This is a genomic window from Paenibacillus crassostreae, assembly GCF_001857945.1.
In the GTDB taxonomy this organism is placed as follows: domain Bacteria; phylum Bacillota; class Bacilli; order Paenibacillales; family Paenibacillaceae; genus Paenibacillus_AQ; species Paenibacillus_AQ crassostreae.
On record NZ_CP017770.1, the window covers coordinates 875,897 to 901,899 of the forward strand.

General features: G+C 41.0%; 30 protein-coding genes and 1 pseudogene. 17 read left to right on the plus strand and 14 right to left on the minus strand.

Annotated elements, in window-relative coordinates; genetic code table 11:
- Window positions 1-101: 101 nt before the first annotated feature.
- Window positions 102-923: an AraC family transcriptional regulator gene (locus LPB68_RS04260; RefSeq protein WP_068657570.1), complete on the plus strand. Its 822-nt coding sequence runs from the start codon at window positions 102-104 to the stop codon at window positions 921-923.
- A gap of 75 nt (window positions 924-998) precedes the next feature.
- Here LPB68_RS04260 and LPB68_RS04265 read toward each other — a convergent pair whose 3' ends face one another.
- Entirely contained in the window at window positions 999-1,316 is a 318-nt protein-coding gene (locus LPB68_RS04265) for a hypothetical protein (RefSeq protein WP_068657568.1), read from the minus strand.
- Window positions 1,317-1,538: 222 nt separating this feature from the next.
- Here LPB68_RS04265 and LPB68_RS04270 point away from each other — a divergent pair, with 222 nt between their 5' ends.
- Together LPB68_RS04270 and msrB are read left to right on the plus strand one after the other, a co-directional pair.
- On the plus strand, window positions 1,539-2,153 hold the full coding sequence (locus LPB68_RS04270; protein ID WP_068657566.1) for a TVP38/TMEM64 family protein: 615 nt from the start codon (window positions 1,539-1,541) through the stop codon (window positions 2,151-2,153).
- 107 nt (window positions 2,154-2,260) lie between these two features.
- Window positions 2,261-3,229 (plus strand): peptide-methionine (R)-S-oxide reductase MsrB, encoded by a 969-nt coding sequence (gene msrB, locus LPB68_RS04275; RefSeq protein WP_068657564.1) that lies wholly within the window; start codon window positions 2,261-2,263, stop codon window positions 3,227-3,229.
- A gap of 178 nt (window positions 3,230-3,407) precedes the next feature.
- Here the strand turns inward: msrB and LPB68_RS04280 are convergent, their stop codons facing one another.
- Together LPB68_RS04280 and LPB68_RS04285 are read right to left on the minus strand one after the other, a co-directional pair.
- On the minus strand, window positions 3,408-4,103 hold the full coding sequence (locus LPB68_RS04280) for a YitT family protein (RefSeq protein WP_068657562.1): 696 nt from the start codon (window positions 4,101-4,103) through the stop codon (window positions 3,408-3,410).
- Window positions 4,104-4,477: 374 nt separating this feature from the next.
- On the minus strand, window positions 4,478-4,852 hold the full coding sequence (locus LPB68_RS04285; protein ID WP_068657561.1) for a cupredoxin domain-containing protein: 375 nt from the start codon (window positions 4,850-4,852) through the stop codon (window positions 4,478-4,480).
- 189 nt (window positions 4,853-5,041) lie between these two features.
- Between LPB68_RS04285 and LPB68_RS04290 the strand changes: the two genes are divergently transcribed.
- The 7 genes from LPB68_RS04290 (at window position 5,042) to hmpA (ending at window position 10,357) form a co-directional block, all read left to right on the plus strand.
- The gene (locus LPB68_RS04290; RefSeq protein ID WP_068657558.1) at window positions 5,042-5,275 is read left to right on the plus strand and encodes a DUF2249 domain-containing protein; all 234 of its coding nucleotides are present in this window, start codon (window positions 5,042-5,044) and stop codon (window positions 5,273-5,275) included.
- Between the two features lie 12 nt (window positions 5,276-5,287).
- Window positions 5,288-5,626, plus strand: coding sequence for a hypothetical protein (locus tag LPB68_RS04295; protein ID WP_068657557.1), 339 nt, complete (start codon window positions 5,288-5,290; stop codon window positions 5,624-5,626).
- A 102-nt stretch (window positions 5,627-5,728) separates the two neighbouring features.
- Complete coding sequence (locus tag LPB68_RS04300; protein ID WP_068657555.1) at window positions 5,729-6,271, plus strand: DUF2249 domain-containing protein; 543 nt, start codon at window positions 5,729-5,731, stop codon at window positions 6,269-6,271.
- Window positions 6,272-6,285: 14 nt separating this feature from the next.
- Window positions 6,286-7,530 carry a hypothetical protein gene (locus LPB68_RS04305; protein WP_068657553.1) on the plus strand — a complete coding sequence of 415 codons (1,245 nt, stop codon included), beginning with the start codon at window positions 6,286-6,288 and terminating at the stop codon, window positions 7,528-7,530.
- Between the two features lie 20 nt (window positions 7,531-7,550).
- Window positions 7,551-7,844 carry a metal-sulfur cluster assembly factor gene (locus LPB68_RS04310; protein ID WP_068657551.1) on the plus strand — a complete coding sequence of 98 codons (294 nt, stop codon included), beginning with the start codon at window positions 7,551-7,553 and terminating at the stop codon, window positions 7,842-7,844.
- 30 nt (window positions 7,845-7,874) lie between these two features.
- Window positions 7,875-8,858: a multicopper oxidase domain-containing protein gene (locus LPB68_RS04315; RefSeq protein ID WP_068657549.1), complete on the plus strand. Its 984-nt coding sequence runs from the start codon at window positions 7,875-7,877 to the stop codon at window positions 8,856-8,858.
- A 293-nt stretch (window positions 8,859-9,151) separates the two neighbouring features.
- Window positions 9,152-10,357, plus strand: coding sequence for an NO-inducible flavohemoprotein (gene hmpA, locus LPB68_RS04320; RefSeq protein WP_068657547.1), 1,206 nt, complete (start codon window positions 9,152-9,154; stop codon window positions 10,355-10,357).
- Window positions 10,358-10,464: 107 nt separating this feature from the next.
- On the opposite strand, the gene LPB68_RS04325 is transcribed toward hmpA, so the two are convergent.
- On the minus strand, window positions 10,465-10,962 hold the full coding sequence (locus LPB68_RS04325) for a Crp/Fnr family transcriptional regulator (RefSeq protein WP_068657545.1): 498 nt from the start codon (window positions 10,960-10,962) through the stop codon (window positions 10,465-10,467).
- Between the two features lie 195 nt (window positions 10,963-11,157).
- Here LPB68_RS04325 and LPB68_RS04330 point away from each other — a divergent pair, with 195 nt between their 5' ends.
- From LPB68_RS04330 to LPB68_RS04345, 4 genes are all read left to right on the plus strand, one after another.
- Window positions 11,158-11,529, plus strand: coding sequence for a YhjD family protein (locus LPB68_RS04330; RefSeq protein ID WP_157756186.1), 372 nt, complete (start codon window positions 11,158-11,160; stop codon window positions 11,527-11,529).
- Between the two features lies 1 nt (window position 11,530).
- Complete coding sequence (locus LPB68_RS04335; protein WP_068657542.1) at window positions 11,531-12,799, plus strand: DNA polymerase IV; 1,269 nt, start codon at window positions 11,531-11,533, stop codon at window positions 12,797-12,799.
- Complete coding sequence (locus LPB68_RS04340) at window positions 12,796-13,278, plus strand: YhjD family protein (protein ID WP_068657540.1); 483 nt, start codon at window positions 12,796-12,798, stop codon at window positions 13,276-13,278. The genes LPB68_RS04335 and LPB68_RS04340 overlap by 4 nt, the downstream gene beginning before the upstream one ends.
- Before the next feature lie 95 nt (window positions 13,279-13,373).
- Entirely contained in the window at window positions 13,374-13,733 is a 360-nt protein-coding gene (locus LPB68_RS04345) for a hypothetical protein (RefSeq protein ID WP_068657538.1), read from the plus strand.
- A 124-nt stretch (window positions 13,734-13,857) separates the two neighbouring features.
- On the opposite strand, the gene LPB68_RS04350 is transcribed toward LPB68_RS04345, so the two are convergent.
- From LPB68_RS04350 to LPB68_RS04365, 4 genes are all read right to left on the minus strand, one after another.
- Complete coding sequence (locus LPB68_RS04350; protein WP_068657536.1) at window positions 13,858-14,145, minus strand: stage VI sporulation protein F; 288 nt, start codon at window positions 14,143-14,145, stop codon at window positions 13,858-13,860.
- A 63-nt stretch (window positions 14,146-14,208) separates the two neighbouring features.
- On the minus strand, window positions 14,209-16,260 hold the full coding sequence (gene recG, locus LPB68_RS04355; protein WP_068658640.1) for an ATP-dependent DNA helicase RecG: 2,052 nt from the start codon (window positions 16,258-16,260) through the stop codon (window positions 14,209-14,211).
- 21 nt (window positions 16,261-16,281) lie between these two features.
- Complete coding sequence (locus LPB68_RS04360; RefSeq protein ID WP_068657534.1) at window positions 16,282-17,139, minus strand: DegV family protein; 858 nt, start codon at window positions 17,137-17,139, stop codon at window positions 16,282-16,284.
- 28 nt (window positions 17,140-17,167) lie between these two features.
- Window positions 17,168-18,943, minus strand: coding sequence for a DAK2 domain-containing protein (locus LPB68_RS04365; RefSeq protein WP_068657533.1), 1,776 nt, complete (start codon window positions 18,941-18,943; stop codon window positions 17,168-17,170).
- 344 nt (window positions 18,944-19,287) lie between these two features.
- Here LPB68_RS04365 and rpmB point away from each other — a divergent pair, with 344 nt between their 5' ends.
- The 3 genes and pseudogenes from rpmB to LPB68_RS04380 form a co-directional block, all read left to right on the plus strand.
- Window positions 19,288-19,476, plus strand: coding sequence for a 50S ribosomal protein L28 (gene rpmB / locus LPB68_RS04370; protein WP_068657530.1), 189 nt, complete (start codon window positions 19,288-19,290; stop codon window positions 19,474-19,476).
- A 313-nt stretch (window positions 19,477-19,789) separates the two neighbouring features.
- Window positions 19,790-20,131, plus strand: coding sequence for a transposase (locus LPB68_RS04375; RefSeq protein ID WP_068659106.1), 342 nt, complete (start codon window positions 19,790-19,792; stop codon window positions 20,129-20,131).
- Window positions 20,125-20,967: pseudogene (locus tag LPB68_RS04380) on the plus strand (IS3 family transposase); the annotation flags it as partial. The gene LPB68_RS04375 and the pseudogene LPB68_RS04380, both read left to right, overlap by 7 nt.
- Window positions 20,968-21,007: 40 nt before the next feature.
- Here the strand turns inward: LPB68_RS04380 and spoVM are convergent.
- The 6 genes from spoVM to LPB68_RS04410 all read right to left on the minus strand — a co-directional run bounded on the left by spoVM (window position 21,008) and on the right by LPB68_RS04410 (window position 25,997).
- A complete protein-coding gene (gene spoVM / locus LPB68_RS04385; protein WP_068659829.1) occupies window positions 21,008-21,088 on the minus strand; it encodes a stage V sporulation protein SpoVM in 81 nt (26 codons plus the stop codon).
- Window positions 21,089-21,224: 136 nt separating this feature from the next.
- Complete coding sequence (locus tag LPB68_RS04390; RefSeq protein ID WP_068659827.1) at window positions 21,225-21,485, minus strand: hypothetical protein; 261 nt, start codon at window positions 21,483-21,485, stop codon at window positions 21,225-21,227.
- Window positions 21,486-21,489: 4 nt separating this feature from the next.
- Entirely contained in the window at window positions 21,490-22,152 is a 663-nt protein-coding gene (gene rpe / locus LPB68_RS04395) for a ribulose-phosphate 3-epimerase (RefSeq protein ID WP_068659825.1), read from the minus strand.
- A gap of 3 nt (window positions 22,153-22,155) precedes the next feature.
- The gene (rsgA, locus tag LPB68_RS04400) at window positions 22,156-23,079 is read right to left on the minus strand and encodes a ribosome small subunit-dependent GTPase A (protein WP_068659823.1); all 924 of its coding nucleotides are present in this window, start codon (window positions 23,077-23,079) and stop codon (window positions 22,156-22,158) included.
- A gap of 45 nt (window positions 23,080-23,124) precedes the next feature.
- Window positions 23,125-25,224 carry a Stk1 family PASTA domain-containing Ser/Thr kinase gene (gene pknB / locus LPB68_RS04405; RefSeq protein WP_068659821.1) on the minus strand — a complete coding sequence of 700 codons (2,100 nt, stop codon included), beginning with the start codon at window positions 25,222-25,224 and terminating at the stop codon, window positions 23,125-23,127.
- Complete coding sequence (locus LPB68_RS04410; RefSeq protein ID WP_068659819.1) at window positions 25,221-25,997, minus strand: Stp1/IreP family PP2C-type Ser/Thr phosphatase; 777 nt, start codon at window positions 25,995-25,997, stop codon at window positions 25,221-25,223. Before LPB68_RS04410 ends, pknB begins: the two co-directional genes overlap by 4 nt.
- Between the last annotated feature and the right edge of the window lie 6 nt (window positions 25,998-26,003).

The window sequence follows — 26,003 nt, forward strand, 5'->3', positions numbered from 1 at the left end:
TTACATGGTATTCCGAATTACTTTATATTAAAATGAATAATATGATTCAAACATGAACAATCTGGTCATTATTTAAATTTTATATTAAAGGAGTGCTAGAAATGACACACGAGAATTCTTGTCAAGTTCATTTAGCAGGCTTCTCCTTCCATAAAAAGCCATTCTATACTTCGCAATTAGATGGTGTAAGCAGCTACTTAATGCGGCTACAGACAGATGGAAGATGCCGTGCTCGATATGATGGTAAACTTGGAATGATTGAAACCGGTGATTTATTACTATATTCTCCAGATGATCCCTACGAACTAAAAATCGATTATGAAATCAATCCCCTCGGTGAATCTATGATTGAGAGTGGCGATTACCATATCTTCTTTAGAGGACCATGGATCGATAACTGGTGGAAATCTGAATCTCGACCTACACGTATGAATTTTCCTCTTCATGAGAGTTTTCTAAACTTATTTCGACAGATCGTACTCGAGCAACGTCGAATGGAGAATCCCTATCCCGAGATTTCAGAATACTATATGAAGATTCTATGCCTAGAAGTAGATCGTCTACTGAAAGAACAGCCAAAGACTACACAGAAAACCTATTTGGCCTATCAAATTAAACTTTATATTGAAGAAAATGCTTCATATATGTTCAAATTGGAAGACGTTGCCACGCATGTGGGGATTAGTATCTCACGTGCCGTTCACTTATTTAAGCAAACTTTTGGTACTAGTATCATGCAATATACGCTTGACGTAAAGCTTGACATGGCAAGAGAACGTATTATATTCAGCCCCATGTCTCTAGAGCATGTAGCCGAAACTTCTGGATTTGCGAATTACACCTATTTCCACCGTGTGTTCAAAGCTCGATTCGGTATGTCTCCTAAGCAATTCCGCATCGCTAATCGAGAACAACTGAAGTAGTGTTAAGGTGTTAAGCAACAAGAACAACCATTGGAGTAAATCCCAACGGTTGTTCCTAATTTAGAAAGATGTATTTCAGACTCTTTTGTTAATCGCTTCGGTCACTATAAATGCAAGATCATCATTCCCGAATAGAGATAGCACTCCTAGCACCGTATCGTCAGGTATATCGCCAGCTTCATCTTTGGATACCGTTAGCTCTATCACTTTATTCAATCGCTCATTATGTTCTTGATGTGGGTATGCCTCATTATATAATGCCACAGGGTCAAGATTATTGTTAATGCACCATTGAGCAAAAACAAGGATCATCATATCTTCATCTTGACGATAACTCTCCTTGATCTGTTCTTCTAGGGACAACTCTGCTGCTCTTCTGTATTCTTCGTCCATTCGTGTCAACCTTTCCATACCAAGATAAAGTACCCTCGTACTTTTTCTATAGTATAACAAAGTTTGGTATGATATATAGAAACATATCCAAGTGTTGTTCAATCAAGCATAAACGCCTTCGGCGTCCTTATAAGGACGGTAAGTGTTTAAGCGAGAAATATAAGACATAAAGTATAGTGTAAAACTTATACTAATGTCTTATATTTCAAGAAAGGATGTTCTATGAAGAAATTATTACTACCATTACTCTATGTACTCGTGTTGGGGGTAGCCTTTATTTATAAATCGGCCATTTGGGAGTATTTAAATAGTGTTCACTCTCTAACTCTATTGATATTGATCGCTACGTTGTTAGCCTTATTCCCCATTCTTCCTTATAAAATAGTCATTGCTGCTCTGGGCTATGCCTATGGTACCGTATCAGCAACTTTAATCGCCTGGATTGGAACCACACTTGCCGCAGTCATAATCTATGCCATTGTGAGATACGCTTTTCGTGAACAAGGAAGACGATATCTAAGTCGGCGGAGGTCTATTCATTCTTTTACCACATTGACTGAGACACATCCCTTTATAGCCATTATCGTTGCCCGTCTTCTACCTATTCTTCCTCAAATGGTCGTGAATATATTTGCTGGAGTCGCCTCCATATCCCTATGGACATATACCCTCGCTTCAGGACTCGGTAAAATTCCAGCTATTCTCCTATACGCTTATTTGGGCGGAAATGTTATGGACCATCCTCTTATTTCCCTCATCGCACTGTTGGGTTATCTCTTATTGATCGGTATTGTCCTACTTATCTATAGAAGAGTCACACAGAAAAGACTGAACTAACTCGAATATGAAGACTATCCTCTTGTTGCTTGGTTCTAGGTTATAAATGAACTATAATAGTTAAAAGTGACTTATATCATTTACAGTCAAAGAAATGGAGTGAGCTCATGAGCAATCTTGAATCAAACATATATGAGAAGGCTACTTTTGCAGGTGGATGCTTCTGGTGCATGGTAAGCCCATTCGAAGAGCTTCCAGGCATTATCAAAGTAGTATCTGGCTATACGGGTGGACATACAGTTAACCCAACATACGAAGAAGTATGTACACATACAACAGGGCATGTCGAAGCCGTGCAAATTACTTATGATCCGAATGTCTTCCCATACGATAAATTGCTAGAGCTTTTCTGGCAACAGATTGATCCCACCGATGCAGGTGGTCAATTCCACGACAGAGGTAGCTCTTATGGTACAGCCATCTTCTATCATAATGAAGAGCAACATGTGAAAGCAGAGCAATCTAAACTAGACCTAGAGCTCAGTCAGCGTTTTGATCAACCTATTGTCACACCAATTCTGCCAGCTAGCCAGTTCTACGAGGCTGAAGAATATCATCAAGGATATCATAAGAAAAATCCAGGTCATTATAAACGCTATCGCAAGGGCTCAGGACGTGAAGACTACATCGAGACTCACTGGGCAACACCAGTAGATAAACATGAATTGAAGCAACGTTTATCACCAATTCAATATGCAGTAACACAGGAGAATGGAACAGAGCCTCCATTCCAGAACGAATTCTGGGATCATCATGGCTCAGGGATATATGTTGATATCGTATCTGGTGAAGCTTTATTCAGTTCTCTAGATAAATTTGACTCAGGATGTGGCTGGCCAAGCTTCACTCGTCCCCTACGTGAATATACGGTTAGAGAGAAAACGGATTCCAGCCATTTCATGATTCGTACTGAAGTACGCAGTAAAGAAGCCGATTCCCATCTAGGTCATGTATTCAACGATGGACCAGATCCTACCGGTCTACGATATTGTATTAACTCTGCTGCACTTCGTTTTATATCTTTTGAGAAACTTGAAGAAGAAGGTTATGCGGAGTATCGCGTACTGTTTCAGTAAGACAATAATGTAGCTTACGTTGCCGTGTTCCATCACTTGAGGGTGCAACACGGCTTTAGTACTAAATAGCAAAAAACCACAAAGTTCATGATACGAACTTCGTGGTTTTTTTTGCTTAGACACCGCAACCCTATACATCATGATGCTGTGCGTCAAGGGATTCTGCCGTGCCTTACTATTAACGTGCATTGTGCATTACAGGAACAGTTGTCGAATTAACCGATGTAGATAAAGTCTCTTTCGCTAACTTACGTTTGGTTACTGGACTCTTTCTACCGGAAGTTGTAGTCAAAGTAATCATTCTTCCCGCAATACTTACAGCGAGAATGGTATACAATGTCTCTCTTAACGGCATATAGAATAATGAAAGTAATAAAACGATAGCATCAAATAAGAAGAATACAGTACCTAACTTCAGTCCAGTCCAACGACTTACAAGAAGTGACAATATATCATCCCCACCACTTGCTCCACCGAAACGTAATACAAGACCAGTAGCAAATCCCGTCAACAACCCGGATAGAAGCGCTGCAATAAATAAATTATTCTGCAAATCAATAACGATCAATGAGTAACGTTCAAATAAAGCATAGAAGATTGAAAAGGATGTTGTAGCGATTATCGTATTCACAAGGAACTTACGACCCTTCAAGAATAACGCAATCAACAATACAGGGATATCCAATGCAAGCATACTTATTGCTGGTGGTAGACCTAATACGTATTTACCCAATAACGCAAGACCAACAAATCCACCCTCGGTTAAATGATTCTGAAAATTAATGTGATAATAAGCAAAAGCCATTAATAGTGTTCCTAATAGCATTATAGCGACTTGCGGCAACATAGAAATTAGTTGTTCTCTTTTCCTCATACAAGTTTCCCTCTTTATCGTAGATTGTGGTCATAAGTGAGACAACCTTTTTCTACGAGGAGAAAACCTTGAGGACATTGTCCTTCGCATACTTAGCTTCCTTCTTTCGCAGAGGTTGTCATTAATACCCGACTTTGTCTCTACGAAGCAAGCTAAGTGTATGAGAGATCATAACGTTTCCAGATCGTCCTTTGGGGAATGTTCCTTCGGGGACACATGGTATCCTGATCCTTTCTCTTTTTGGATGTGTTCTACTATTAGTATATCACCATCAAGGGCATTTCTGAACAATTAATTTTACAATAGCAACTATTTTCTTTGTCATCCTGTCCGTTGTAGCGGTGATTAGTAATCAATTCATCCCAATAAAACAGCTACGTTACAATCAATTTTCCTACCATCTTATTATGACCAGCACCACAGTAAGCAGAACATTTATACTCAAACTCACCTTTTTTATTCGCTACAAATGAAATCGAGCGATTTGGACGTACCTGCTTATTATACCCTTCCACTGTGATCCCATGATAACCTTTCTTATTCTTCAATGTTATCTTTACCGTATCTCCCTGCTTCACTTTGATTTCCTTCACATCAAATTCAAATGAAGTAGCCTCAATCACGAATTCTTTCACATCACCACTAGTAGTAGTTCCATCTGAATTATTCTCTGCTGTTTCTTGCCCACAAGCCGTTAACATTATAATACAAACACTCATGATAAGCGTCAGATTTATCCATTTTTTCATATACTATTCCTCCTAAAAGTTTTTGAGTATATACATCTTGAGTTTTCGACTACTCCAATATCAGCGATTATTATACATGTATCGTAAATCAATCCTATTTCCAGAATTGTGATTATAATCACAATATTCATCTCTACATCACTTATAATGGGGCTTGTAATGATAATAATTCTCAGGAGGAATTCAATTATGAGTAATATAACTGTCACTGTCAACGCTACCGAGTATCCACCGCAACTAAAACATAAGGTCATTTTCCAAACTTATAATCAACTTAAGCCTTCAGAGGCAATGTTGTTAGTCAACGATCATGATCCAGTTCCATTACGTTTCCAATTCGAATCCATGCATCCTAATGAATTCACTTGGGAATACCTTGAACAGGGACCAGACATGTTCCAAGTCAAAATCAGCAAATTTTAGGAGTGGATTCTTGTGGCTGAAATTACAATCGTAGATAAACAAACTATCAAAATTGGTGTCAGCTTAAAAGATGCTATCAAGATGGTAACAGAAGCATCTAGGGATATCCCCCTCTATGCTTTTGACATCATAACAATTTATGAGAAAATGCCTGTTTTTGAGTATACGTATTTCTGTTTCTACGCTTATGATAGTGCAACCTTATTTGAATACATGTTAGATATCGACCCTAAACAATATAATTCTTTCTCACTGGATGCGCCGGATTCCTTCTTCTATGCATTATATGGTGGAATGGCTGCTCTATACGAGCAAGCTAAACAATTTCATCCGGTTGCAATCGAGGAGTAAAACATAAAAAGTAACGCTACAAAACTTAGTTTACGCTTCCGATGCTAGTTTTGCGAAGTATCATCAAGGAGTAACGCTACAAAACTTTTAGGAGGTGCAAGCATGGAACGTACAGGACAGACAGTAGAACTAGATGTTCGACCTTATTTACGCAAAAAAATGGAGCCATTTAAGATCATCATGGATACGGTAAACGAACTAAATAAAGATGATATCTTTATTCTACATGCTACTTTCAAACCTACGCCCCTTTATGGATTAATGAAAACCAAGGGCTATGCTCATAAAGTTGAAAAAATAGAATCCGATCATTGGATCAGCACATTCATTCACAAGAATAGTGAACATCATCTGGAAGACTTAGCGGAATATCAAATTAAAGAGGAATCGCATGATGAACAGGAACGTTTGGCTGAATCGTCTCCTTCGCAAATCTACGAGTTAGATAATCGTGGATTAGAACCTCCACAACCCATGATTCGTACTTTGAAGAAACTTGAAGAAGCACTCCCAGGGGATGAGGTTATTATTCATAACGACCGTGTACCCGTATTTCTAATCGAAGAGCTTAATACCTTAGGCTATAGTTACGAAGTTGAAGAACAGCCTGATGGATCAGCAAGAATTCATATTCACAAAAAGTAAGGTGGTGTACGCCCATGTTTCGCCTGCCGTTTCTGTTCATTTTCACGGGACTCGTTAGTTTCGCTTTATTTCAACTATTTTCTTTATTTGATTTTGCTACATGGCTGACTGTCTTAGGCGATCAACCTAGGTATCCTACCGGATGGTCTCGTATTCATCTGCTTGTACTCGGATGGGCAACGATGATTGCAATGGGTGCTGTGTATCAGCTTGTTCCTGTTGTACTGCAGAACCACGGCTTATTCAGCAAAAAACTCGGCTATGTTCATTATTGTTTTTTTGCAATTGGAACGGCAGGTTTACTCATTGGCTTTCAAACGATGCAGGTCATGATGATCGCTACGTTCGCCACTCTTGCTTTCATCGGCATTCTTCTATTTGCTTTCAACATAGCTACCACCCTTATTCGTGCTAACAAATGGGACCCCATAACGATCAGTGTGGCTTGTTCTGTGGTCTACCTCGTTCTCGGGGGGACCGCAGGTATGCTCATGGGGTTAAACTTCTATTTCCAACAATGGGGTGACTTCCACGAGAGATTACTTGGTGCTCATATCTGCCTAGCTGCGATTGGTTGGTTCGGAATGCTCATCACAGGCCTCAGTTACAAAATGCTTCCGATGTTCTACCTATCCCATGGATACCCAGTGAGATTACAAAAAGTAGTGATTGTACTATGGAATGCAGGTGTACTTGTAGGTGCGTCATCTTTTTTATTCAATGGGCCTGGATGGCTCAAATGGACAGGATTACTACTCATTGTATTAGCAATGATCACTTATTCTTATCATCTGTCTCAGATGGTTAAACATCGTCACAAACCAAATCCTGGAGTAGGTATACTTTGGTCTTATTCCATAGCTCATTGTATGACTATCATTGGAATTATACTTGTCATCCTTATCCCTTTCATTCCTGAACTGATCGTACAATCGCGAATGATCGTGATCCTAGGCTGGCTATACTTATGGGGATGGATTGGACTCACGATTCTCTCTTATTTATCTAAAATAGTTCCGTTTCTGTGGTGGACACATAAATACGGGCCTAAAATAGGTAAAGGAAAAATGCCGACCATGTCTGATCTGATCGATGATCGTCATGTTCGTATCACATTGTCTGTCATCGCCAGCTCATTATTTATATTATTGGTAGGTCTGGGCTGGAATCAACCCATGATTACATCTGTAGGTGGAAGTATACTTGCTCTAAGTTCGCTCTTCTATATAAGTATGATCGGATATGTATTTGCTAAATAAAACAAACTGGAGGGAATACAATGGAAATGATAACGGAATGTCTCAAAGAGGTATATGACCCGGAACTTGGAGTTAACATTGTCGACCTTGGACTTGTTTACGATATTCAGTTCGTGGACGGAAACGTAACAATCGTCATGACACTAACTACCCCAGGCTGCCCTATGCATGATACGATTGTCGGTGGTGTGCGAAGAGCACTCGATACATTACCTGAGGTTCTATCTGTTGATGTTAAAGTTGTATGGGAACCTGCTTGGTCCCCACATCTCATGTCTGACGAAGCAAAAGAGGATCTTGGATATATGCAGTAATGAATCATCTCAGATTGGAGGCTGTTTACCATGTTCAACTGGAAGTTATACTTAGTTGTTATACTCGGATTTGTTATTATCCTATCTGGATTCTACGCCAATCCTATCCCTTTAATCGAAGAAGAACTCGAATCAGCCTTAGAAACACTGAATCAGCCTCCAGTTGAGCCTGTTATTCTGCGAGAAGGCAATACCGTTCATATCGAAATGACTGCTCAAGTAACAAATGTAGAAATATCCACTGGTGTGTTCTATAATGCCTGGACATTTAACGGTACTGTCCCTGGCCCCGTCATTCGGGTGAAACAAGGAGATACGCTCCATTTCACACTAAACAACATGGATCCCAATATGCCACATTCGATGGACTTTCATGCTGTTGAGACTTCTCCTAGTAAGAATTTTGTGGATATCATGCCCCTCGAACACAGATCATTCACTTACGCAGCTAACAGACCTGGGGTATTCATGTACCATTGTGGTACAGCTCCCGTATTAGAACATATCGCCAATGGTATGTATGGCGTTATTATCGTTGAACCCAAAGACGGTTATCCAACGGATTCCGAAGTGGATCGCGAATATACTATAGTACAAAGTGAGTGGTATGCTGAACATGATTTCAATGCCTTTTTGGATGGTTCTCCTGAATACGTCGTATTTAACGGAGATGACTTTACACTTAAAGAGCATCCTTTATTAGCTAAAGTGGGCGATCGAGTCCGCATATATATTAATAATGTAGGACCCAACAGAGTATCCTCCTTCCACATCGTAGGCACAATCATGGATCGAGTATATACGGATGGCAATCCGAAGAATATGCTTTATGGTCTACAAACCGTTATGCTTCCGGCTAGTGGTGGTGCAGTCATAGAGGTAGTCGTGAATGAAGAAGGCGATTATCCTATTGTAACTCATCAGTTCAACGATGCTACTAAAGGTGCCTCAGGAATTCTAAGGGTTACCGCGGATGGATTAGATACGGGTGAGGAACCAGCAATGTCACATTAAGTAGACAACTATCCTAATACAAATGAAAATAATATTGAATCAATTGCGATTATGAATTTGATTCTTATATAAGGAATAACACGATACTCTTATAAAGACATCGTGTTATTCCTTTTTATTCAAGACATATTTCATCATCTTTTTACAAATAATTGTGATTAATATCATTGCAATTTTCCCGCGTTCACATTTTATCAACTTTTCGTGTGACCAAGAACACACTTTTGCTAACCCGAATTCTATACGATTTATAAGTAGACAGTAACTAATTGTAGGAAAGAGGGTATGTATCAATGTTAGATCAACGTACTATTGAGATTATTAAATCAACCGTCCCCGTATTGCAAGTTCATGGAACGACGATCACTACCACTTTCTATGGCATGTTATTTGAGAATCATCCAGAGCTACTAAATATATTTAATCATGCTAACCAACGTCAAGGCAAACAACAGACTGCTCTATCTAACGCTGTACTCGCTGCAGCAGTTAATATTGATCAACTATCCAATATTCTGCCTGTCGTGAAACAAATTGCCGAGAAACACCGTGCATTAGGAGTATTACCTGAACATTATCCTATTGTTGGTGAGACGCTATTAGCCGCTATTCAACAGGTGCTTGGTGATGCTGCAACGCCAGAAATCATCGATGCTTGGGGTGAAGCCTATGGAGTTATTGCAGATGCCTTCATCAGTGTTGAAGTAGAGAAGTATCGTGAAGCTGCAGAGGCTTCTGGAGGCTGGGCTGGATTTAGAAATTTTGTCGTGAATCAAAAAGTTAAGGAAAGTGAATTTATTACTTCCTTCTACCTTTCTCCTCAAGACGGTGGCGCTATATCCTCTTACTTACCAGGACAGTATATCACTCTACGTGTTAAACCTGAAGGTGAGAAGTACACTCACATTCGACACTATAGCCTATCCACTGCACCCGGACAACCTTACTACCGCATCACTGTTAAACGCGAAGATGAGGCTGATAACAAGCCTGCAGGGGTCGTATCTACGTACCTACATAAATCCGTTGATGTTGGTACCGTCTTAGAAGTAAGCGCTCCTGCTGGAGAATTCACCTTAGATCAAAGTATTGATATTCCGGTCGTTCTAATTAGTGGTGGAGTCGGACTTACTCCATTAGTAAGTATGCTCGAGACGTTAGCGTCTGAACAGCCAGAACGTAAAGTCACATATATTCATGCTGCCATCAACGGAAAACTACATGCTTTAAAAGGATTAGTTGAGGATTTAGTTCAATCCCAATCTCAACTGACAACCTACGTATGTTATGAATCACCAAACGAAGGGGATACTTACGACAAACCAGGTTACATTGATCTACCATGGCTACAAAAGATCGCTGATCCTAACGCGGATTTCTATTTCTGTGGTCCTACCCCTTTTATGAAAGCTATATATAAAGCACTACTAGAATGGAAAGTACCTGAAGAAAGAATCCATTTCGAATTCTTTGGTCCTGCAGGTAGCTTGACAGAATAACAAAGAATCGCCCATCTCAACGAGTTGGATAAATAAATTAATAGGTCTATTCCACAAGCTGTAACATACTTGTAGATTAGACCCTTTTTTAGATATAATATCATGCCCTATTTCAATCTCAATAAACGATTTACCGTTTCTCTCCGAACCCCAATCAGTTGCCCGATCTCCTCTTGTGTCAACAGCTCTGTCACATCCACACCATGTGAGAAATCATGTAACCATTCTGTGAGCAGTTCCAAGCGCTCCGCAGGCGTACCAACCGTCAGATGATCCAGTCGCTGCTGCATAAACCGTAACTTCGCCTGCAGTAATAATGCTATTTCCAAAGGCTTCCCCGGTTCCTCCTGCAGTTGACGATACCATTCCGATGCAGGTATAACCTCTACCTCGCTACGCATCAATGCGATAGCTGTACCATGCATTTCCTTAGGAGTAATAAGAGAGTGATGCGGAACCGTTTCGCCCGAATATAGAATATTAAACAGTACCATATTTCCATTCTCATGCAGTCTGGTCACTTTGAATAGCCCACTTTTAATATGATATAGATATTCCCCGGTATCTCCTTGACGGAACAAAATCTCTCCTTTATGTAGAATCATTTCTGTCCCCCCCTTGCTTTATTGAAAATCCCAACCAACCTTATGGGTCACATAATTTTTATTATAACAGAAAAATGATGCTATCCAAAAATTCAATTTTACACGAATGTAACTTCCAAAAAATACACTTGCATAAAGAACACATGTTCGGTATATAATAAAAATAGAATGTACGTTCCCATTTTGGTGGTGTGAATGATGAGTATTTATCCAAGCATAGAAACAGAAGAAGATATTCGGATCATCAAGGAGTACACTCTGCTGCCTATATTACTCGATATGTTGGCCAGGGATATTGATAATCTAACAGTCTATAAAGATCAAGTCATCTACAATTACGTGATTTATCACCTGAGGGATGTTGAACAATCTATATATCCTGTACTGCACAACCTCAAGCACAGAATGAAGCAACGTCAGATTACTATTTTGAACACGGACATGAATCGACTTGGCATTGAAGTTGAATATAAAGTTCGTGGTTATATCCATCATTTCAATATGTTGAGAAGTTTAGTTAGAGCAGAACTCATCACCATGCTTAAGAACTTACACGGAGGCGGTTGACATGCGTGGCAAAGGTGAACGGATCATATTTCTAGCAGATTGCCAGAGCTTCTACGCTAGTGTAGAAAAAGCGGATCATCCCCAATACAAGGATAGACCCGTAGCGGTGGCCGGGGATCCCGCACGTCGCTCAGGTATTATTCTAGCAGCCTGTCCTATAGCCAAGAGCTACGGAGTAACGTCAGCCGAACGGCTGGGTGAAGCCTTGAATAAATGTCCGGATCTAGTTGTCATGCGACCCAGAATGCAACATTATATTGATATCTCACTCATGATCACACAAATTTACCAAGGGTATACTGATCTCGTTGAGATTTTCTCCATTGATGAACAATTTCTTGATGTCACAGGGAGTCTACGGATGTTCGGAGATCCAATTACGATAGCTCAATCCATACAGCGTAAGGTTCTCCAACAGACAGGAGTAAAAGTGCGGATAGGTATTAGCTCGAATAAAGTACTGTCCAAGATTGCAACGGATATTTGGGCGAAAAAGAACGAGAATGGCATCTTCACCTTACCTAAGTCCGAGATTGAGACCTTATTATGGCCGCAATCTGTAAACAAAATGTTCGGTGTAGGATCCCGCATGACAGCTCACTTCGCACGTCTCGGGATGCATACCATCGGGGATATCGCTAGAACCCCCTTACCTCGATTAAAAGAACGATTTCGAGCCCGATTCGGTAAACAAAGTGACATTCAAGCCGAAGTCATGTGGAGAACAGCTAACGGATTGGATGACTCTCCTGTTACACCAGGTACATTTAACACAGCACCCAAATCCGTCGGACATATGATCACCCTCCCTAGCGATTATACTGAGATCGATCAAGTGAATACCATACTGCTTGAACTCACAGAAGAAGTATGTCGCGACTGTCGCCGCAAAGGATATATGGGTTCCGTTATTTCAGTGAGTTGCATGTGTAGTCCTTATGAAGATCCTACAGGCTTCTCACGACAAATGAAGATGCCTGATCCTACCAATAATACGAACATCGTCTATGAAGCAGCTAAGACACTTTTTTACCGATACTGGAACACACTTCCGGTAAGGCGAATTGGTCTAACCCTTAGCAATTTTGTATCCGATCAAGAATATCAGCTGACTCTGTTTGATGATCAGATCAAAACTCGAGCGTTAGACAAAGCCACTGATATCATCAAAGACCGTTATGGTAGTGCCGCGATCATCAGAGCATCATCATTAACACCTTCAGGCCAAGCAATAGAACGATCGCACAAAATCGGAGGTCATTATAAATGAGTAAAAAATTAGAAGGAAACGGTCTATGGGAGTCCAGCCGCATGATGCTTCCACAGCATAAAGAGCAATCCTTGTTCATATCCGTGCAGAAAGACATCTCTCCACCGTCAAAAGAACCTCCAACAAGAAGGGAACTCGAGCTGATGCGGGAATATGTTCTGCTTCCTGTCGCACTCCACATTGTTGAGAAGAAAATCCTAGAGGTTGAAAGATCACCGCAAATGCTGAAATTGTTGTATTCCACCGCAGCGAAAGTACTGGCTAAACATATACGGGAGGATGTCAACAAATCAAAAAAAGCCCTTCATGAACAAACTATCCGTGTATACGAAGATAGTAAGAATGACTCAGAACTCACGTACCGTTACACTTGCCGCGGCTATGAGAATCAATTCATCATGACCCGAGATTTCATGCGCGCTGAGATCAGCGTTAGGATTGGAAAATATGTGAGGGGCTTGGCTTTGGAGATGAAATAAACCTATCTTCAATGTTGATAGGTTTATTTAGTTGTCGGGCAAAGCTGTTTAAGAATCTAATGTAAGCAAGTAAGAAACAAGGAGGTGAACCATATATGTCAAGCGTGAGACGTTCTGTACCTTCCCAGAAAGATCGTAGAAAGAATATCGGGGGAAGCGTTAGATCTCTTCCTAAAAGAATTAGATCTACACAATTGCTTACTCGCCTTACTATTCTTTGGGTCAACAATGCTGGTGTTCCATTTATAACAGCCGGCTTTACTTGTAGGGCTTTTTCCACAACTGGTACCCTTCTCGCAACCACTAATTTTGATAACTATGGTACTGCTATATTCAATACCATCGAAACTCCCACCGCAAGAGCTTTTGTGATTCGTACCTTTGATGCAGACGGTGTCTTGTTCCGTACACGGACCGTTTCATCTGGAAACTCTGCCTTTGCCATCATCGGCTAACGGAAAACGACGGTAGAATTATTCTACCGTCGTTTTTCCTCGTTCTCCGTTGGACAAGCATACCAGCAACTATTAGCACAAATAAATTGCACAAAAGATGGCTCTGAACGAACAATAAGGGTGCCTACCGAAACATACCCCACAACTTAATCAGATGAAATGTATTATTAGGATCAATACGTTGGCTTAAGACAAAACGAATAATTTGCTCTTCCTCCGCTGGTGTGAATTTCTCATTCAATAGCTTTGCTGTGGATTTCACTAGTCTCTGTACCTTCGGGCCATTCTGTAAATCCTGTTTTGTGATGCCGTCAACGAGCTCCTTGACGCGCTCCTTGGTGGCTGGATTTTTCAATTTAAGTTTAATACGCTCAACTAGCCTCGGACTAATTCCATACTGCTGATAACCCAAGATCGGCACCTCCCGTCAATTACAATATTCCTAAGTATATGACGAGAGAGTTGTCCAATGTACCTAATCGATCAGGTCTTCTTGGAAAATCTGCTCCTGTTGTAAATAATGACGAAGGGGTTCATAGGATGGCGATGTCCAGAACGAAGCCTCACTCAGTAACTCAGAGACATCATCACGTGCTTGTTCCAGCACTGCGAAATCACTTACCATATCCGCAAGTCGGAAATCAGGTAGACCACTCTGCTTCGTACCGAAAAAATCTCCAGGTCCACGTAAGTCGAGATCCCGACGAGATACCTCGAAGCCATCATCTGTCTCCGTCATGACTTTCATCCGCTCTTGTCCTACCTCAGACTTCGGATCTGCAATCAACACACAATAGGAGGCATGTTGACCTCTACCCACTCGTCCTCGTAGCTGATGCAGCTGAGATAGCCCGAATCGATCCGCATCCATAATGATCATGAGCGAAGCGTTGGGAACATCCACTCCAACCTCTACCACTGTAGTTGATATAAGTAACTGCACTTCATTACGATTAAAAGCTTGCATGACTTCTTCCTTCTCCGCTGGTGTCATTCGACCATGCAGTAGTCCCACACGATAGCTTGGAAAGGCTTGTTGCATCTGAATATGCAGATCAATTACATTCTGTACATCTAGCTTCTCAGATTCCTCAATCAACGGACAGATGAGATAAGCCTGCCGACCTTGATCCACTTCTCGGGAGATGAATCCAAGCACACGGTCCATCATACTATGTTTCACCCAATACGTAGAGATCGGGATACGTCCCTTTGGGCGCTCCGTAAGGGTAGAGACATCCATATCCCCAAAAGAAGTAATAGCCAAAGTACGAGGGATCGGTGTCGCTGTCATCGTCAATACGTCGGGATTATAACCTTTACGCCGTAATACACTCCGTTGGTTAACACCGAAACGATGTTGCTCATCCGTAACGACCAAACCAAGATTGCGGAAAAACACCTCATCTTGGATTAAAGCATGCGTTCCTACGACAACATCGATCAAGCCCATTTGCAAGGATGCCAGTAAATCCTTACGTTTACGTCCAGTTACACTACCCGTAAGCAGACCTACGGTGATGCCAAAAGGCTCAAATAAACGGACCAAGGATCGTAAATGTTGCTCAGATAATATCTCCGTGGGCACCATCAATGCACCTTGGAATCCTGATCTCACCGTGGCAAACAGAGCGATTGCTGCTATAATCGTTTTCCCTGAACCTACATCTCCCTGAAGCAAGCGATTCATACAATAGGAAGCTCGCATATCACGCAGGATTTCCAGTTCCACTTTCTTCTGGGCATCCGTCAATTCAAAAGGAAGACTTCTCACAAATTCACGTATTGCTGAATTCTCAACAGTATGGACTATACCATCCATCCGTCCTCTACTCAGAGATCGGAACGCTTGCATTTTCAACTGAAACAAGAATAACTCTTCGTACACCATCCGTCGTCTACCTTGCTGTCCCTCTTGGGTATCTTCAGGTTGATGAATAATTGAAATGGCCTTCTTACGTGGCAGCAACTGATATTTCCTCAGCAATTCCTGCGGAAGTATCTCGGGAATCATCTCTCTATACTGTGTCAGCGCTTGTCCGATCGTTTTGCGTATCCACGCTTGCGTGATCTTAGCTCCTACGGAATAGACAGGCTGCAGACTGCCACCTTTCTTGATCCCTTGATCAGGGAACTCCGAATCAGACACCGTAAGCTGCATCCGTTGCTGATCCCACTTGCCATTCAAAATGATTTCCCGGCCTGCTACCAATTGTTCACGCAGGAAATGGCGATTAAACCATGTCGCTGTAAACATCCATTCTTCCGCCATCATCTTGCAGCTTAACCGAGATTTGCCCCCGTAACGTTGCAAGACAGGAATCCCAATCACTTTAGCCTGAATCGTAATCTTATCTCCACTCTTAACTTCACTTAAAGAACGAAGGCGGTAGTCCTCATAACGATAAGGATAATATTCTAATAAATCTTTGACTGTAAAGACGCCAAAGGCGTGAAGTTCTCCCTCTTTAAGAGCACTCACGCCACGCACTTGTTTAACTGAAATTTGATCCAGTGAAAGGTTCATATTCATAATCTATACCTCAATTCAAGCAGGCCATATAAATACTGCAATAGTCCCTCTACCCACATGGCTGCCTACAACAGAGCCAACGTTAGTCAATACGACTTCTTCCAGTTCGAAATGACCAGATAGCTCAGTCAAGAAAGACTCTGCCGTAGCCGGGTTTGCTGTATGACCTACCGCAACGTTAATTTTTCCAATATTACCCAAATCCTGTTTGAATAATTCAATCATACGTGCAACTGCCTTATTACGCCCTCTTACTTTCTCAACCGCATAAATAATACCTTCTTGGTCAATCGAGAGAATCGGCTTAATATTAAGTAAAGTACCAAATAATGCCGCTGCTTTACCGATTCTTCCACCTTTTTGTAAATATTCTAAAGTATCCACAAGGAAATATAACTTGCGCTCCTTACGAAGCTGTTCGACCGCTATCACAATATCCTCTACTGCCATACCTTGACTAGCAAGGCGTGCTGCATGTACAACAAGGAGTCCAAAACCATACGAAGCTGAAAGAGAATCCACAACCGTAAGATCAACATTCTCTTCCATCATTGATTTCGCAATAAGTGCAGATTGATAAGTCCCACTTAACCCTGAAGATATATGAATGGAAAGAATCGATGCTCCAGGATGCTCCTCTTGAATTTGCTCGTACACGCGAACATAATCGGCAGGAGAAGGCTGAGATGTTGTTGGAAGTTCTGTCGCCTTATCTAAACGATCATAAAATTCCTTGGCTGAGATTTCCACCCCATCAAGAAGCGATTCCCCGCCAAATTGTAACCGTAACGGAACAACATGAATTCCATGTTTTTTCGCTAACTCCTCTGGAATATCGGCAGTACTATCCGTAACTATAACGGTATGAGTCAAGGAAATCCCTCCTCTACATAATTATAATTTAGGCTTCAACAGCAAATAAATAATAATAAATTGGCTGTCCACCATCATGAATCTCTACTTCTGCATCAGGATATTGTTCCTGTAACCAAGTTGCAAGTTGAGCTGTCATCGCTGGATCCGTATCTTCACCAGCTAGTACAGTTACAATCTCATCATGATTGACTAGCATCTGAGAGAGCAGATCCTGACAGGTTCCAAGAAGATCTTCACTAGCCGTTACAATGTTAGAGTTCTGAATACCAATATATTGACCAGCCTTGATATCCAATTCATCTATAACCGTATCTCTAATGGAATGAGTGACTTGACCTGATTTCACATGTGCGATAGCTGCTAACATGCTCTCGGTATTCGTCTCTTCACTCTCTTCTTCAGAAAATGCAAAAGCAGCCGACATCCCTTGAGGGATACTCTTACTAGGAATAACCGTTACACTGCGTTCTCCCTCCAATAGCTCGCGCGCCTGCTGAGCAGCAAGTACGATATTTGAGTTATTAGGCAGAATATAAATATGTTGCGCAGAAATAGTCGAAATAGCATTCACGAAATCTTCCGTACTTGGGTTCATCGTTTGTCCTCCGAAGAGCACAGCATCAACACCCAAGCTGGTGAAAATATCTGTAATCCCTTGTCCAGATGATACGGCAATGAAACCATAAGGTGCAATCTCGTCGGCAGGCGGTTCCGCTACAACCGGTGTCGCAATCTCGCCATCCATCGGAATATCTACGAATAATTCTGACATAGATGCACTATCTAATCCTGCAGAGAGTAAATCACGATGTTGTTCACGCATATTCAGAATATGAATTTGTGTAATTTCGCCATATTTTAAAGCCAGGTTAAGAACCTCGCCTGGTGATTTAGAGTGAACATGCACTTTGATGATTTCATCATCAGCAATCACGATAATAGAATCCCCGTTCACTGATAATGATTTCCGAAATTGCTCTTCATCAAATTCTTGTGCTTGTACCTCTCCTATTTGACGGTTAATAAAGAACTCCATATCATACAAGAATTCAATATCTTCTGTCTCTAAACACGATTGAGCACTCATAGGAACCTCAAAAGCTAGCTTAGTTGCCTGAATCGGTGATTGATTAGCTTGGGGAGCCGTTCTAGAAGCCAAGTCCCCTCCTAAATTCAACTCTGTTCCACCCTTCAAATACTGAAGGAATCCTTCATAAATATATACGAGACCCTGTCCCCCTGAATCCACAACACCTACCTGCTTAAGGATAGGTAGTAATTCTGGCGTCTGTGATAACGCTTCTTTCGCTTTCATAAGTACTTGTTCCATCAATTCGACAATGTCACTAGTGCGTCTAGCACAGTACACAGCATGCTTAGCTGCTTCCTTAGCCACCGTGAGGATTGTACCCTCAACAGGTTTAACCACAGCCTTATAAGCTGTATCAACACCAACTTGTAACGCTGCAGCGAATTGTTGTGTGTTCAACTCTTCATATGTAGCTGCGTAACGACCGAATCCACGAAATAGCTGCGATAGGATTACACCCGAGTTACCACGTGCCCCCATAAGAAGGCCTTTAGATAGTACACCAGCACTATGTCCGATCGATTCAGAATTATTCTTCTTTAACTCAGCCACTCCTGCGGTCATCGTTAAATTCATGTTCGTCCCCGTATCTCCATCTGGAACCGGAAATACATTTAGGGAATTAACATGTTCTGCATGTTGTTGCAATTGTTCTGCTCCTAGTAAAACCATTGAAGTAAAATCTATTCCATTCAAAGAACGCTTACTCAAGTGAGAAATCCCCTTCCTAGCTTGATACACAAACCATTGGCATCTTATTTATCTTTCATAATACTACATTTACTATCAAATTTTGCATTTTCTTTAAATAACATAAATTTGTCAATATATTTTTAATATGTCCACCCCTAGGCTAACTGTAATCAATAAACCAAATACTTATAAATCAGCCCGTATTACTCACTTTTTCCGATAAATATAGGCTATATAATATTGTACTATAAGAACCAAAAGAAATAAATGTTTTTGCCGATGGTTGACGAAGCAATTTTTGCTGTGATATTATATAAAAGTATTGTTTTATGCAGGTGTATTGGAACAAGGAGGTGTAATCTATGTCTCGCAAATGTTATATTACAGGTAAAAAACCAGGCACTGGTAACCATGTATCTCACGCAAACAACCGCAACCGTCGGTCTTGGGGAGTTAACGTTCAGAAGGTCCGCATTTTGGTAGATGGTAAGCCAAAACGTGTTTATGTCAGCACTCGCGCACTTAAATCAGGTAAAGTTACTCGCGTCTAATATCTACAACAGTATATAATCAATAAGAAACAGTTGCGTTAACCTACTTGTTAGGAACGTAACTGTTTTTGTTAAAAATATACGACTAAAGTAAAACGTAAACTGATTACTTTCTTATATTTGCAAAAAGCACCTAGTTCCAGCAGGTGCTTTTTTGATACCTCTGACCGTATACACTATACCTTGGTCAGAGGTTTTTTTTGCTCTCCGACATACCTGAGAAGATATTGTGGTAATATCCCCTTTAAGTAGACACTCAAAAAAAACCGCATGTTATCATGTGGGAAAGAGTGAACTTGGAGGGGATATTTTTATGGCTAAAAAAGGACAAGTATTTCAACAGTATACGAATGAATTTAAAGAAGTAGCGGTCAAAGAATACCTTAAGGGATTAGCAAGCTTCAAAGTGGTGGCAGAAAACTTGGGAATTAGGAACTGCACACAATTAAAAGTATGGGTGAGAAAGTGGCGAGATGGAGAGGAATTCGATGTACGTAAAAGCTTATCTAATCCGTTAAAAGGACGAACACGTACGTCTTTTGCCTCTGTAGAGGAAGAGCGAGATCACCTGAAAGTACAGGTGGACTACTTAAAAAAGCGGTATCCAAATCTGGTAAAGGAGGCTTCCTCAGTCAGCAAGACAACTATCAAGTAATTGAAGAACTCCGTGAGTTACACGGTGTCACGCGTTTATTAACCATTGCAGGTGTACCCAGAGCCAGCTACTACAAATGGCGTGCAACGCGATCTAAGCGTATTGAAAGACAAGCGCGAGATCATGAAATCAAGGAGCACATGATGGCTATTCATTCCGTTCATTCTTACTTTGGATATCCACGTATGATGACGGCTTTATGGGAAGCAGGCTATCGTGTCAACCACAAAAAGGTAGCGCGGCTCATGAGGGAATTATCCATCCAATCCGTGATACGAAGGAAAAGACAACGATTCAATTATACACCTTCTGTCGTATATCCTAACCGATTGAAGCGTCAATTTCATGCTACAGGCCCTCAACAAAAGATGGTCACAGATATCACCTATATCTCCGATGGTACACGCTTTTATTACCTGTCTGCGATTCAGGACTTATTTAACAATGAGATCGTAGCTTGGCAAATATCAGATCGTAACGATGTTAAACTCGTACTAGATACGATCGACCAGTGGACAAGAAAAAGAGACGTATCAGAAGCCGTGCTCCATTCGGATCAAGGTTTCCAATATACGTCTCAAGTGTACAACACACGACTAGAAGCATTCAGCGTCAAAGGCAGCCACTCTCGCAAAGCAACCTGCCTGGATAACGCGTGCATCGAATCCTTCTTTTCGCATCTCAAAACAGAGAAGTTGTATCTTCTCCAGTGTAAGTCAGAAGCCGAGATACATCAAGCCGTTGAAGATTATATCTACTTTTATAACTATCAACGGTTTCAGGCTAAACTCAAACAACGCGCGCCGATTGAGTATCGGCACGCGCTGGCTGCATAGTTTTTTCATCTGTCTACTTGACAGGGGTATGACCATTGTGTCAATTTTTATTAAAAGTATTAAGAATTGCTTTGACAAATCCCCCCAAGAACCTAGGTAGCTTGAATGTGTAAAATTTCATATTTCATCCTCCCCATCATTCTCATACCTTTCGATCTGGATCCACTGAGCCTTTACTATAACAGGAAACAAAAAAAGGCTACATGAAATTTCTGCTCATGTAACCATGTTTATGCGAAGATAGCATGCCCTATGACTTATACCGCTGGAACATCGCCTTGATAATATTGATAAATAGAAACCATAAATATAAATAAAATAAAATAGAGTAACGTAAAAATGACATACCCTATTCTTAAACCTTTACGCTCAAAATTACGAAAATAATAAATCGTAATAAAAACTGCAACAAGTGAAGTTATCGCGTTAAACGGCGACTTGAGGATAGCAAATGTACCTAGCATCATCCCTGCACCCATACTGGCAAGAGTCAACCATAAGGCTTCTTTAAAAGTCATCCGCTTACTTCCCCCTTATGCTTCCTCTGATCTGAGAAATGGCTAGCGCTCTATTAGACTGTCCAAATACTGCACTGCCTGCTACTAATACATCCGCGCCTGCATTAGCTACGAGTGGAGCAGTCTCCACTGTTACTCCACCATCCACCTCTATATGAACATCTAGCAATGAAGCTTCATTAAGAGATTGACGTATTTCACGGATTTTCTGGAGAGTTCGTGGAATGAAGGTCTGTCCACCAAAACCAGGATTCACTGTCATCACTAACACTAGATCAAGATCAGGTAGAACTTCTCGCAAGACCGAAGCAGGTGTACCAGGATTAATTGCAACCCCGGCTTGTACACCAAGCTCCTTGATCATATGAACAACACGATGCAGGTGTGTGCACGCTTCAGCATGTACCGTAATCACTTTAGCACCCGCCTTCGCGAAATCTGCTATATATCGTTCAGGTTGTTCAATCATTAGATGTACGTCAAGTGGGAGTGCAGTATAATGCTGAATGGCATTAACGATAGGTGGACCTAACGTAATGTTAGGAACAAAATGCCCGTCCATCACATCAACATGTATCCAATCTGCCCCGCCTGCTTCTACTTCGGCAACTTCCGCTCCTAGTTTAGCAAAATCAGCTGATAATATGGATGGCGCAATTTTGATCATATGTTAATACCTCCGCTTTTTATCTTTCATCTCTGCGTAGAACTGCATGTAATTATCATATCGAATCTGTGCAATTTCACCTTGTTTCACAGCTGCAATCACCTTACACCCAGGTTCATGTAAATGACTACAGCCACGAAATTTACATTCATCTGAAAAGGGCTTGAACTCTCTAAAACATGAGGATAAATCCCCTACTTCCATTTCTAAGAAATCCAATTGACTAAAACCAGGTGTATCTGCTACAAATGCACCATTATCTAATTCAATCAGTTCCACGTGACGAGTCGTATGTTTACCTCGACCCAACTTCATACTAATCTCATTTGTCTCCAAGTTAAGACTTGGCATTAGTGCATTAAGAAGAGAAGATTTACCTACTCCCGACTGTCCAGAGAATACACAAATGTGCCCAGCAAGTCGTTCACGTAATTGCTCTTGCCCCATCCCAGATCGAGAACTCGTTAAGATAACCTCGTAACCGATCTGTTCATAGAGTTCCTGCACAAAGATAATGGGGTCTTTTTTATCCATCACTTTTCCATCTAATAGATCCTGTTTAGTTAGACATATTATTGCATTAAGTCCAGAATGCTCAATATGCACAAGAAACTTATCTAATAGTGGTAAATTCAAATCTGGTTCACGTAAGGAAAAGACAAGCACTGCAAACTGTACATTAGCTATCGGCGGGCGAATTAATTGTGAATGACGTGGCTTGATTTCAGTCACTGTGCCCTCATCATGATCAGACAAAGTATATACAACATGATCTCCTACCAAAGGAGATATTCCTCGATCTCTAAATACTCCACGCGCTCTACATTGGATCGCTGGTTGCCCTTCCGTAGTTACCGCCCTACCATTAAGAATTGGCTTAACGTAATAATAACCGCTTAGCGCTTTTACAATTACACCATCTGGCATACAAGATTGGCCTCACTTTCCATAGAACTGTGGATGGTTATACGATCAATCAACATCAACAACATCTTCTGGAGCAGTAGGATCAGTAATGGTTCCTGGATCCGTAATAATCTCTGAATCTACATCATCTTCAGGAGAACCTTGATCACTTTGAGGAATGAAGATATCAGGTACTGAGCCATTCTTAACATCGTTATAGGATATCGTGTATGCTTCAAAGAATTCTCCATCACGATAAAGCGATACAACCGCGTCAATATTCGGTGCCAGTACTAACTCGATAGGGAATACTTGTGTAGACTTAATCGTCTTCATACCCCAATCCTTTTTCCCTTCATCATAACGTGCATCAGAATATTCAATTTTAATTTTACTATTTTTGCCGTCCTCTACAGGAGCAACAGGCAGATTGAACGTATAATTCAATGCTTCAGGAGGATACCCCGTACTGATAAATATCTTCACTTCGTCACCAACAGCTGCTTGAGAACCCGCATCATAAGGCCATTGTTTACTAACCAATCCTTTTTCAACTTTGAAGCTAGTCTCTTCCACGACTTCTCCTAATGTCAAGCCTACTTCCTTCAGCTTACTTTCCGCTTCACTTCGTGACTTACCCAGTAAATCTGGCATCTCGATGGATTCTAGCCCTTGGCTGACGGTTAGAACAACTTCTACCGTGTCCGGATTGAATTCAGAATTAACTCCAGGTTCTTGTTTAATAACTGTGCCAACAGGTTTATCACTATATTCAGGTGTCTCTTTAATATTAGCTTCTTTAACCATCATCGCCAACAATTCATCTGATGCTTCTTCGAAGGTCTTCTCTTTCAAATCCGGCATCTTAGGCAATGGTTTTTCAATGCTTACAGAAAGTCTAATGGTAGCTCCTTCCTTAACAACGGTTCCTTCACGTTTATTCTGCTCGAATACAACGCCATCTTCAAAGCCTTCTTTATAAGTGCGAATAATAGGATCATCAATAACAAGCCCAAGTTCGATCAATTCTTTAACAGCAATCTCTTCCTGTAAGTTAACGACATTAGGGATGGTTACTTCCGGTACGACCAATTTTTGATTCACGTACCAGATCACACCAACCATACTGATTAATATAATTAGAGTTAAGCTAATCCATAGTGTTGGTTTTACCCATTTTTTCGCGCGCTTACCATCTGATTCTAACAAATTATCATCATCATCTTCGTCAAACAACTTGTTTGCTCTAGAATACGATGCTCCTCTTTGCATAGGCTTTATCGCCGGCATAGCTCGTGTCTGATCCGCATCTGGATCTGCAAACAGAATTTTGGATTCATTTCGACGCTCAGTTAGCAAGCATGTATCTAAATCCTTTAGCATTTCTTTAGCAGATTGATAGCGTTCACTTGGGTTTTTACGCATTGATTTCAAAATAATATTCTCTACACTTTGTGGTATAAGTGGATTGGTATCTCGTGGATCCTCAAAATCTTCTTGCAAATGTTTCAAGGCCACACTAATTGGACTTTCACCCAAAAAGGGTAAGGTCCCCGTTAACATTTGATATAATACAATCCCTAGTGAATATAAATCCGACTTCTCACCTGTTAACACACCCTTAGCATGTTCCGGGGAGAAATAATGAACAGAGCCAAGAACAGAACCCGTCTGAGTAATCGTTGTTGAGGTTACCGCTCGCGCAATACCAAAATCCGTTACCTTTACACGACCATTACGACCAATAAGAATATTATGAGGCTTAATGTCTCTATGGATGATTTGATTCTGATGTGCGTGATCGAGTGCATCACAGATTTGTGCGGTGATCCGTATAGATTCTTCCACTTGTAATGGTGCACGATCCTGAATAATCTCATTCAAATTAAATCCTTCTATATATTCCATAACGATATAATGAATATCATCTTCTTGTCCCACATCATAAATACTCACGACATTCGGATGTGATAAAGATGCTGCAGATTGCGCTTCTCGACGGAAACGTCGAATAAACTCTTCATCATCCACGAACTGTTGGCGCAATACTTTAATGGCAACGTTCCGACCCAACAAAATATCATGGGCTTTATATACGAGTGCCATGCCACCTCCGCCGATTCGCTCTATAATTTCATAACGACCGCCCAATTCGTGTCCGATCATGAATCCCACTCCTTTACACTTGCCAATACGACATCATTTTGAAGTTCAAAGAGGGCGATCGTAATATTATCGTCGCCTCCCGCGAGAAGTGCTAGTTGTAATAGACGATCCGCACGTTCTGCAAGTGTCACTTCCTGCATTCCTACGATTTGGCCCAAGTGCTGATTACTCACCATATTAGTAAGACCATCGCTACATAGAAACAGAACTTCCTGAGGTCCAAGTGTAACTGAATCAACATCAACGGTTACTTCGATATCCGTTCCCACAGCTTTAGTAAGAACATTACGTCTCGGATGAGTATCTAATTCTGCTTCTGTGATCTGTCCATTCTTATACAATTCATTAACTAGCGTATGATCTTCAGTTAGCTGAATAGCTTTACATTCAGCAACTTTATATGCTCGGCTATCCCCAACATGTCCAATCCAACCCTGGGTTCCATTCATTAATAACACAACAGCCGTTGTGCCCATATTATGATACTGTTCGTTATTCGCAGCTTCATGATAAATAACATCATTCGCACGTAGAATAGCATCACTGAGAGCGGCTTGTAATGCTTCTGAGGACATCCCCTTTTCAAGAGCAGATAGATCCGCTAATATCGTTTCGACAGCAAACTGGCTTGCTTTTTCACCAGCTTGATGTCCACCCATTCCATCTGCAACGATCCCAAGCGTATAACCTGAGTCTGTATTACACACCTGAACAGAATCTTCGTTGATAGATCGAACGTTTCCAATATGGCTAACCTGAACATAATTGATCACAGTTAT

Coding starts and splice junctions, on each gene's coding strand:
- rpmB (WP_068657530.1), top strand. CDS start 19,288: ATGTCTCGCAAATGTTATATTACAGGTAAAAAACCAGGCACTGGTAAC.
- LPB68_RS04330 (WP_157756186.1), top strand. CDS start 11,158: ATGATGAGTATTTATCCAAGCATAGAAACAGAAGAAGATATTCGGATC.
- LPB68_RS04340 (WP_068657540.1), top strand. CDS start 12,796: ATGAGTAAAAAATTAGAAGGAAACGGTCTATGGGAGTCCAGCCGCATG.
- LPB68_RS04345 (WP_068657538.1), top strand. CDS start 13,374: ATGTCAAGCGTGAGACGTTCTGTACCTTCCCAGAAAGATCGTAGAAAG.
- rpe (WP_068659825.1), bottom strand. CDS start 22,152: ATGATCAAAATTGCGCCATCCATATTATCAGCTGATTTTGCTAAACTA.
- LPB68_RS04285 (WP_068657561.1), bottom strand. CDS start 4,852: ATGAAAAAATGGATAAATCTGACGCTTATCATGAGTGTTTGTATTATA.
- pknB (WP_068659821.1), bottom strand. CDS start 25,224: ATGATCGGACACGAATTGGGCGGTCGTTATGAAATTATAGAGCGAATC.
- LPB68_RS04300 (WP_068657555.1), top strand. CDS start 5,729: ATGGAACGTACAGGACAGACAGTAGAACTAGATGTTCGACCTTATTTA.
- LPB68_RS04270 (WP_068657566.1), top strand. CDS start 1,539: ATGAAGAAATTATTACTACCATTACTCTATGTACTCGTGTTGGGGGTA.
- recG (WP_068658640.1), bottom strand. CDS start 16,260: ATGAACCTTTCACTGGATCAAATTTCAGTTAAACAAGTGCGTGGCGTG.
- LPB68_RS04310 (WP_068657551.1), top strand. CDS start 7,551: ATGGAAATGATAACGGAATGTCTCAAAGAGGTATATGACCCGGAACTT.
- LPB68_RS04290 (WP_068657558.1), top strand. CDS start 5,042: ATGAGTAATATAACTGTCACTGTCAACGCTACCGAGTATCCACCGCAA.
- LPB68_RS04260 (WP_068657570.1), top strand. CDS start 102: ATGACACACGAGAATTCTTGTCAAGTTCATTTAGCAGGCTTCTCCTTC.
- LPB68_RS04280 (WP_068657562.1), bottom strand. CDS start 4,103: ATGAGGAAAAGAGAACAACTAATTTCTATGTTGCCGCAAGTCGCTATA.
- LPB68_RS04335 (WP_068657542.1), top strand. CDS start 11,531: ATGCGTGGCAAAGGTGAACGGATCATATTTCTAGCAGATTGCCAGAGC.
- spoVM (WP_068659829.1), bottom strand. CDS start 21,088: ATGAAATTTTACACATTCAAGCTACCTAGGTTCTTGGGGGGATTTGTC.
- LPB68_RS04390 (WP_068659827.1), bottom strand. CDS start 21,485: ATGACTTTTAAAGAAGCCTTATGGTTGACTCTTGCCAGTATGGGTGCA.
- LPB68_RS04375 (WP_068659106.1), top strand. CDS start 19,790: ATGGCTAAAAAAGGACAAGTATTTCAACAGTATACGAATGAATTTAAA.
- hmpA (WP_068657547.1), top strand. CDS start 9,152: ATGTTAGATCAACGTACTATTGAGATTATTAAATCAACCGTCCCCGTA.
- msrB (WP_068657564.1), top strand. CDS start 2,261: ATGAGCAATCTTGAATCAAACATATATGAGAAGGCTACTTTTGCAGGT.
- rsgA (WP_068659823.1), bottom strand. CDS start 23,079: ATGCCAGATGGTGTAATTGTAAAAGCGCTAAGCGGTTATTATTACGTT.
- LPB68_RS04315 (WP_068657549.1), top strand. CDS start 7,875: ATGTTCAACTGGAAGTTATACTTAGTTGTTATACTCGGATTTGTTATT.
- LPB68_RS04325 (WP_068657545.1), bottom strand. CDS start 10,962: ATGATTCTACATAAAGGAGAGATTTTGTTCCGTCAAGGAGATACCGGG.
- LPB68_RS04305 (WP_068657553.1), top strand. CDS start 6,286: ATGTTTCGCCTGCCGTTTCTGTTCATTTTCACGGGACTCGTTAGTTTC.
- LPB68_RS04265 (WP_068657568.1), bottom strand. CDS start 1,316: ATGGACGAAGAATACAGAAGAGCAGCAGAGTTGTCCCTAGAAGAACAG.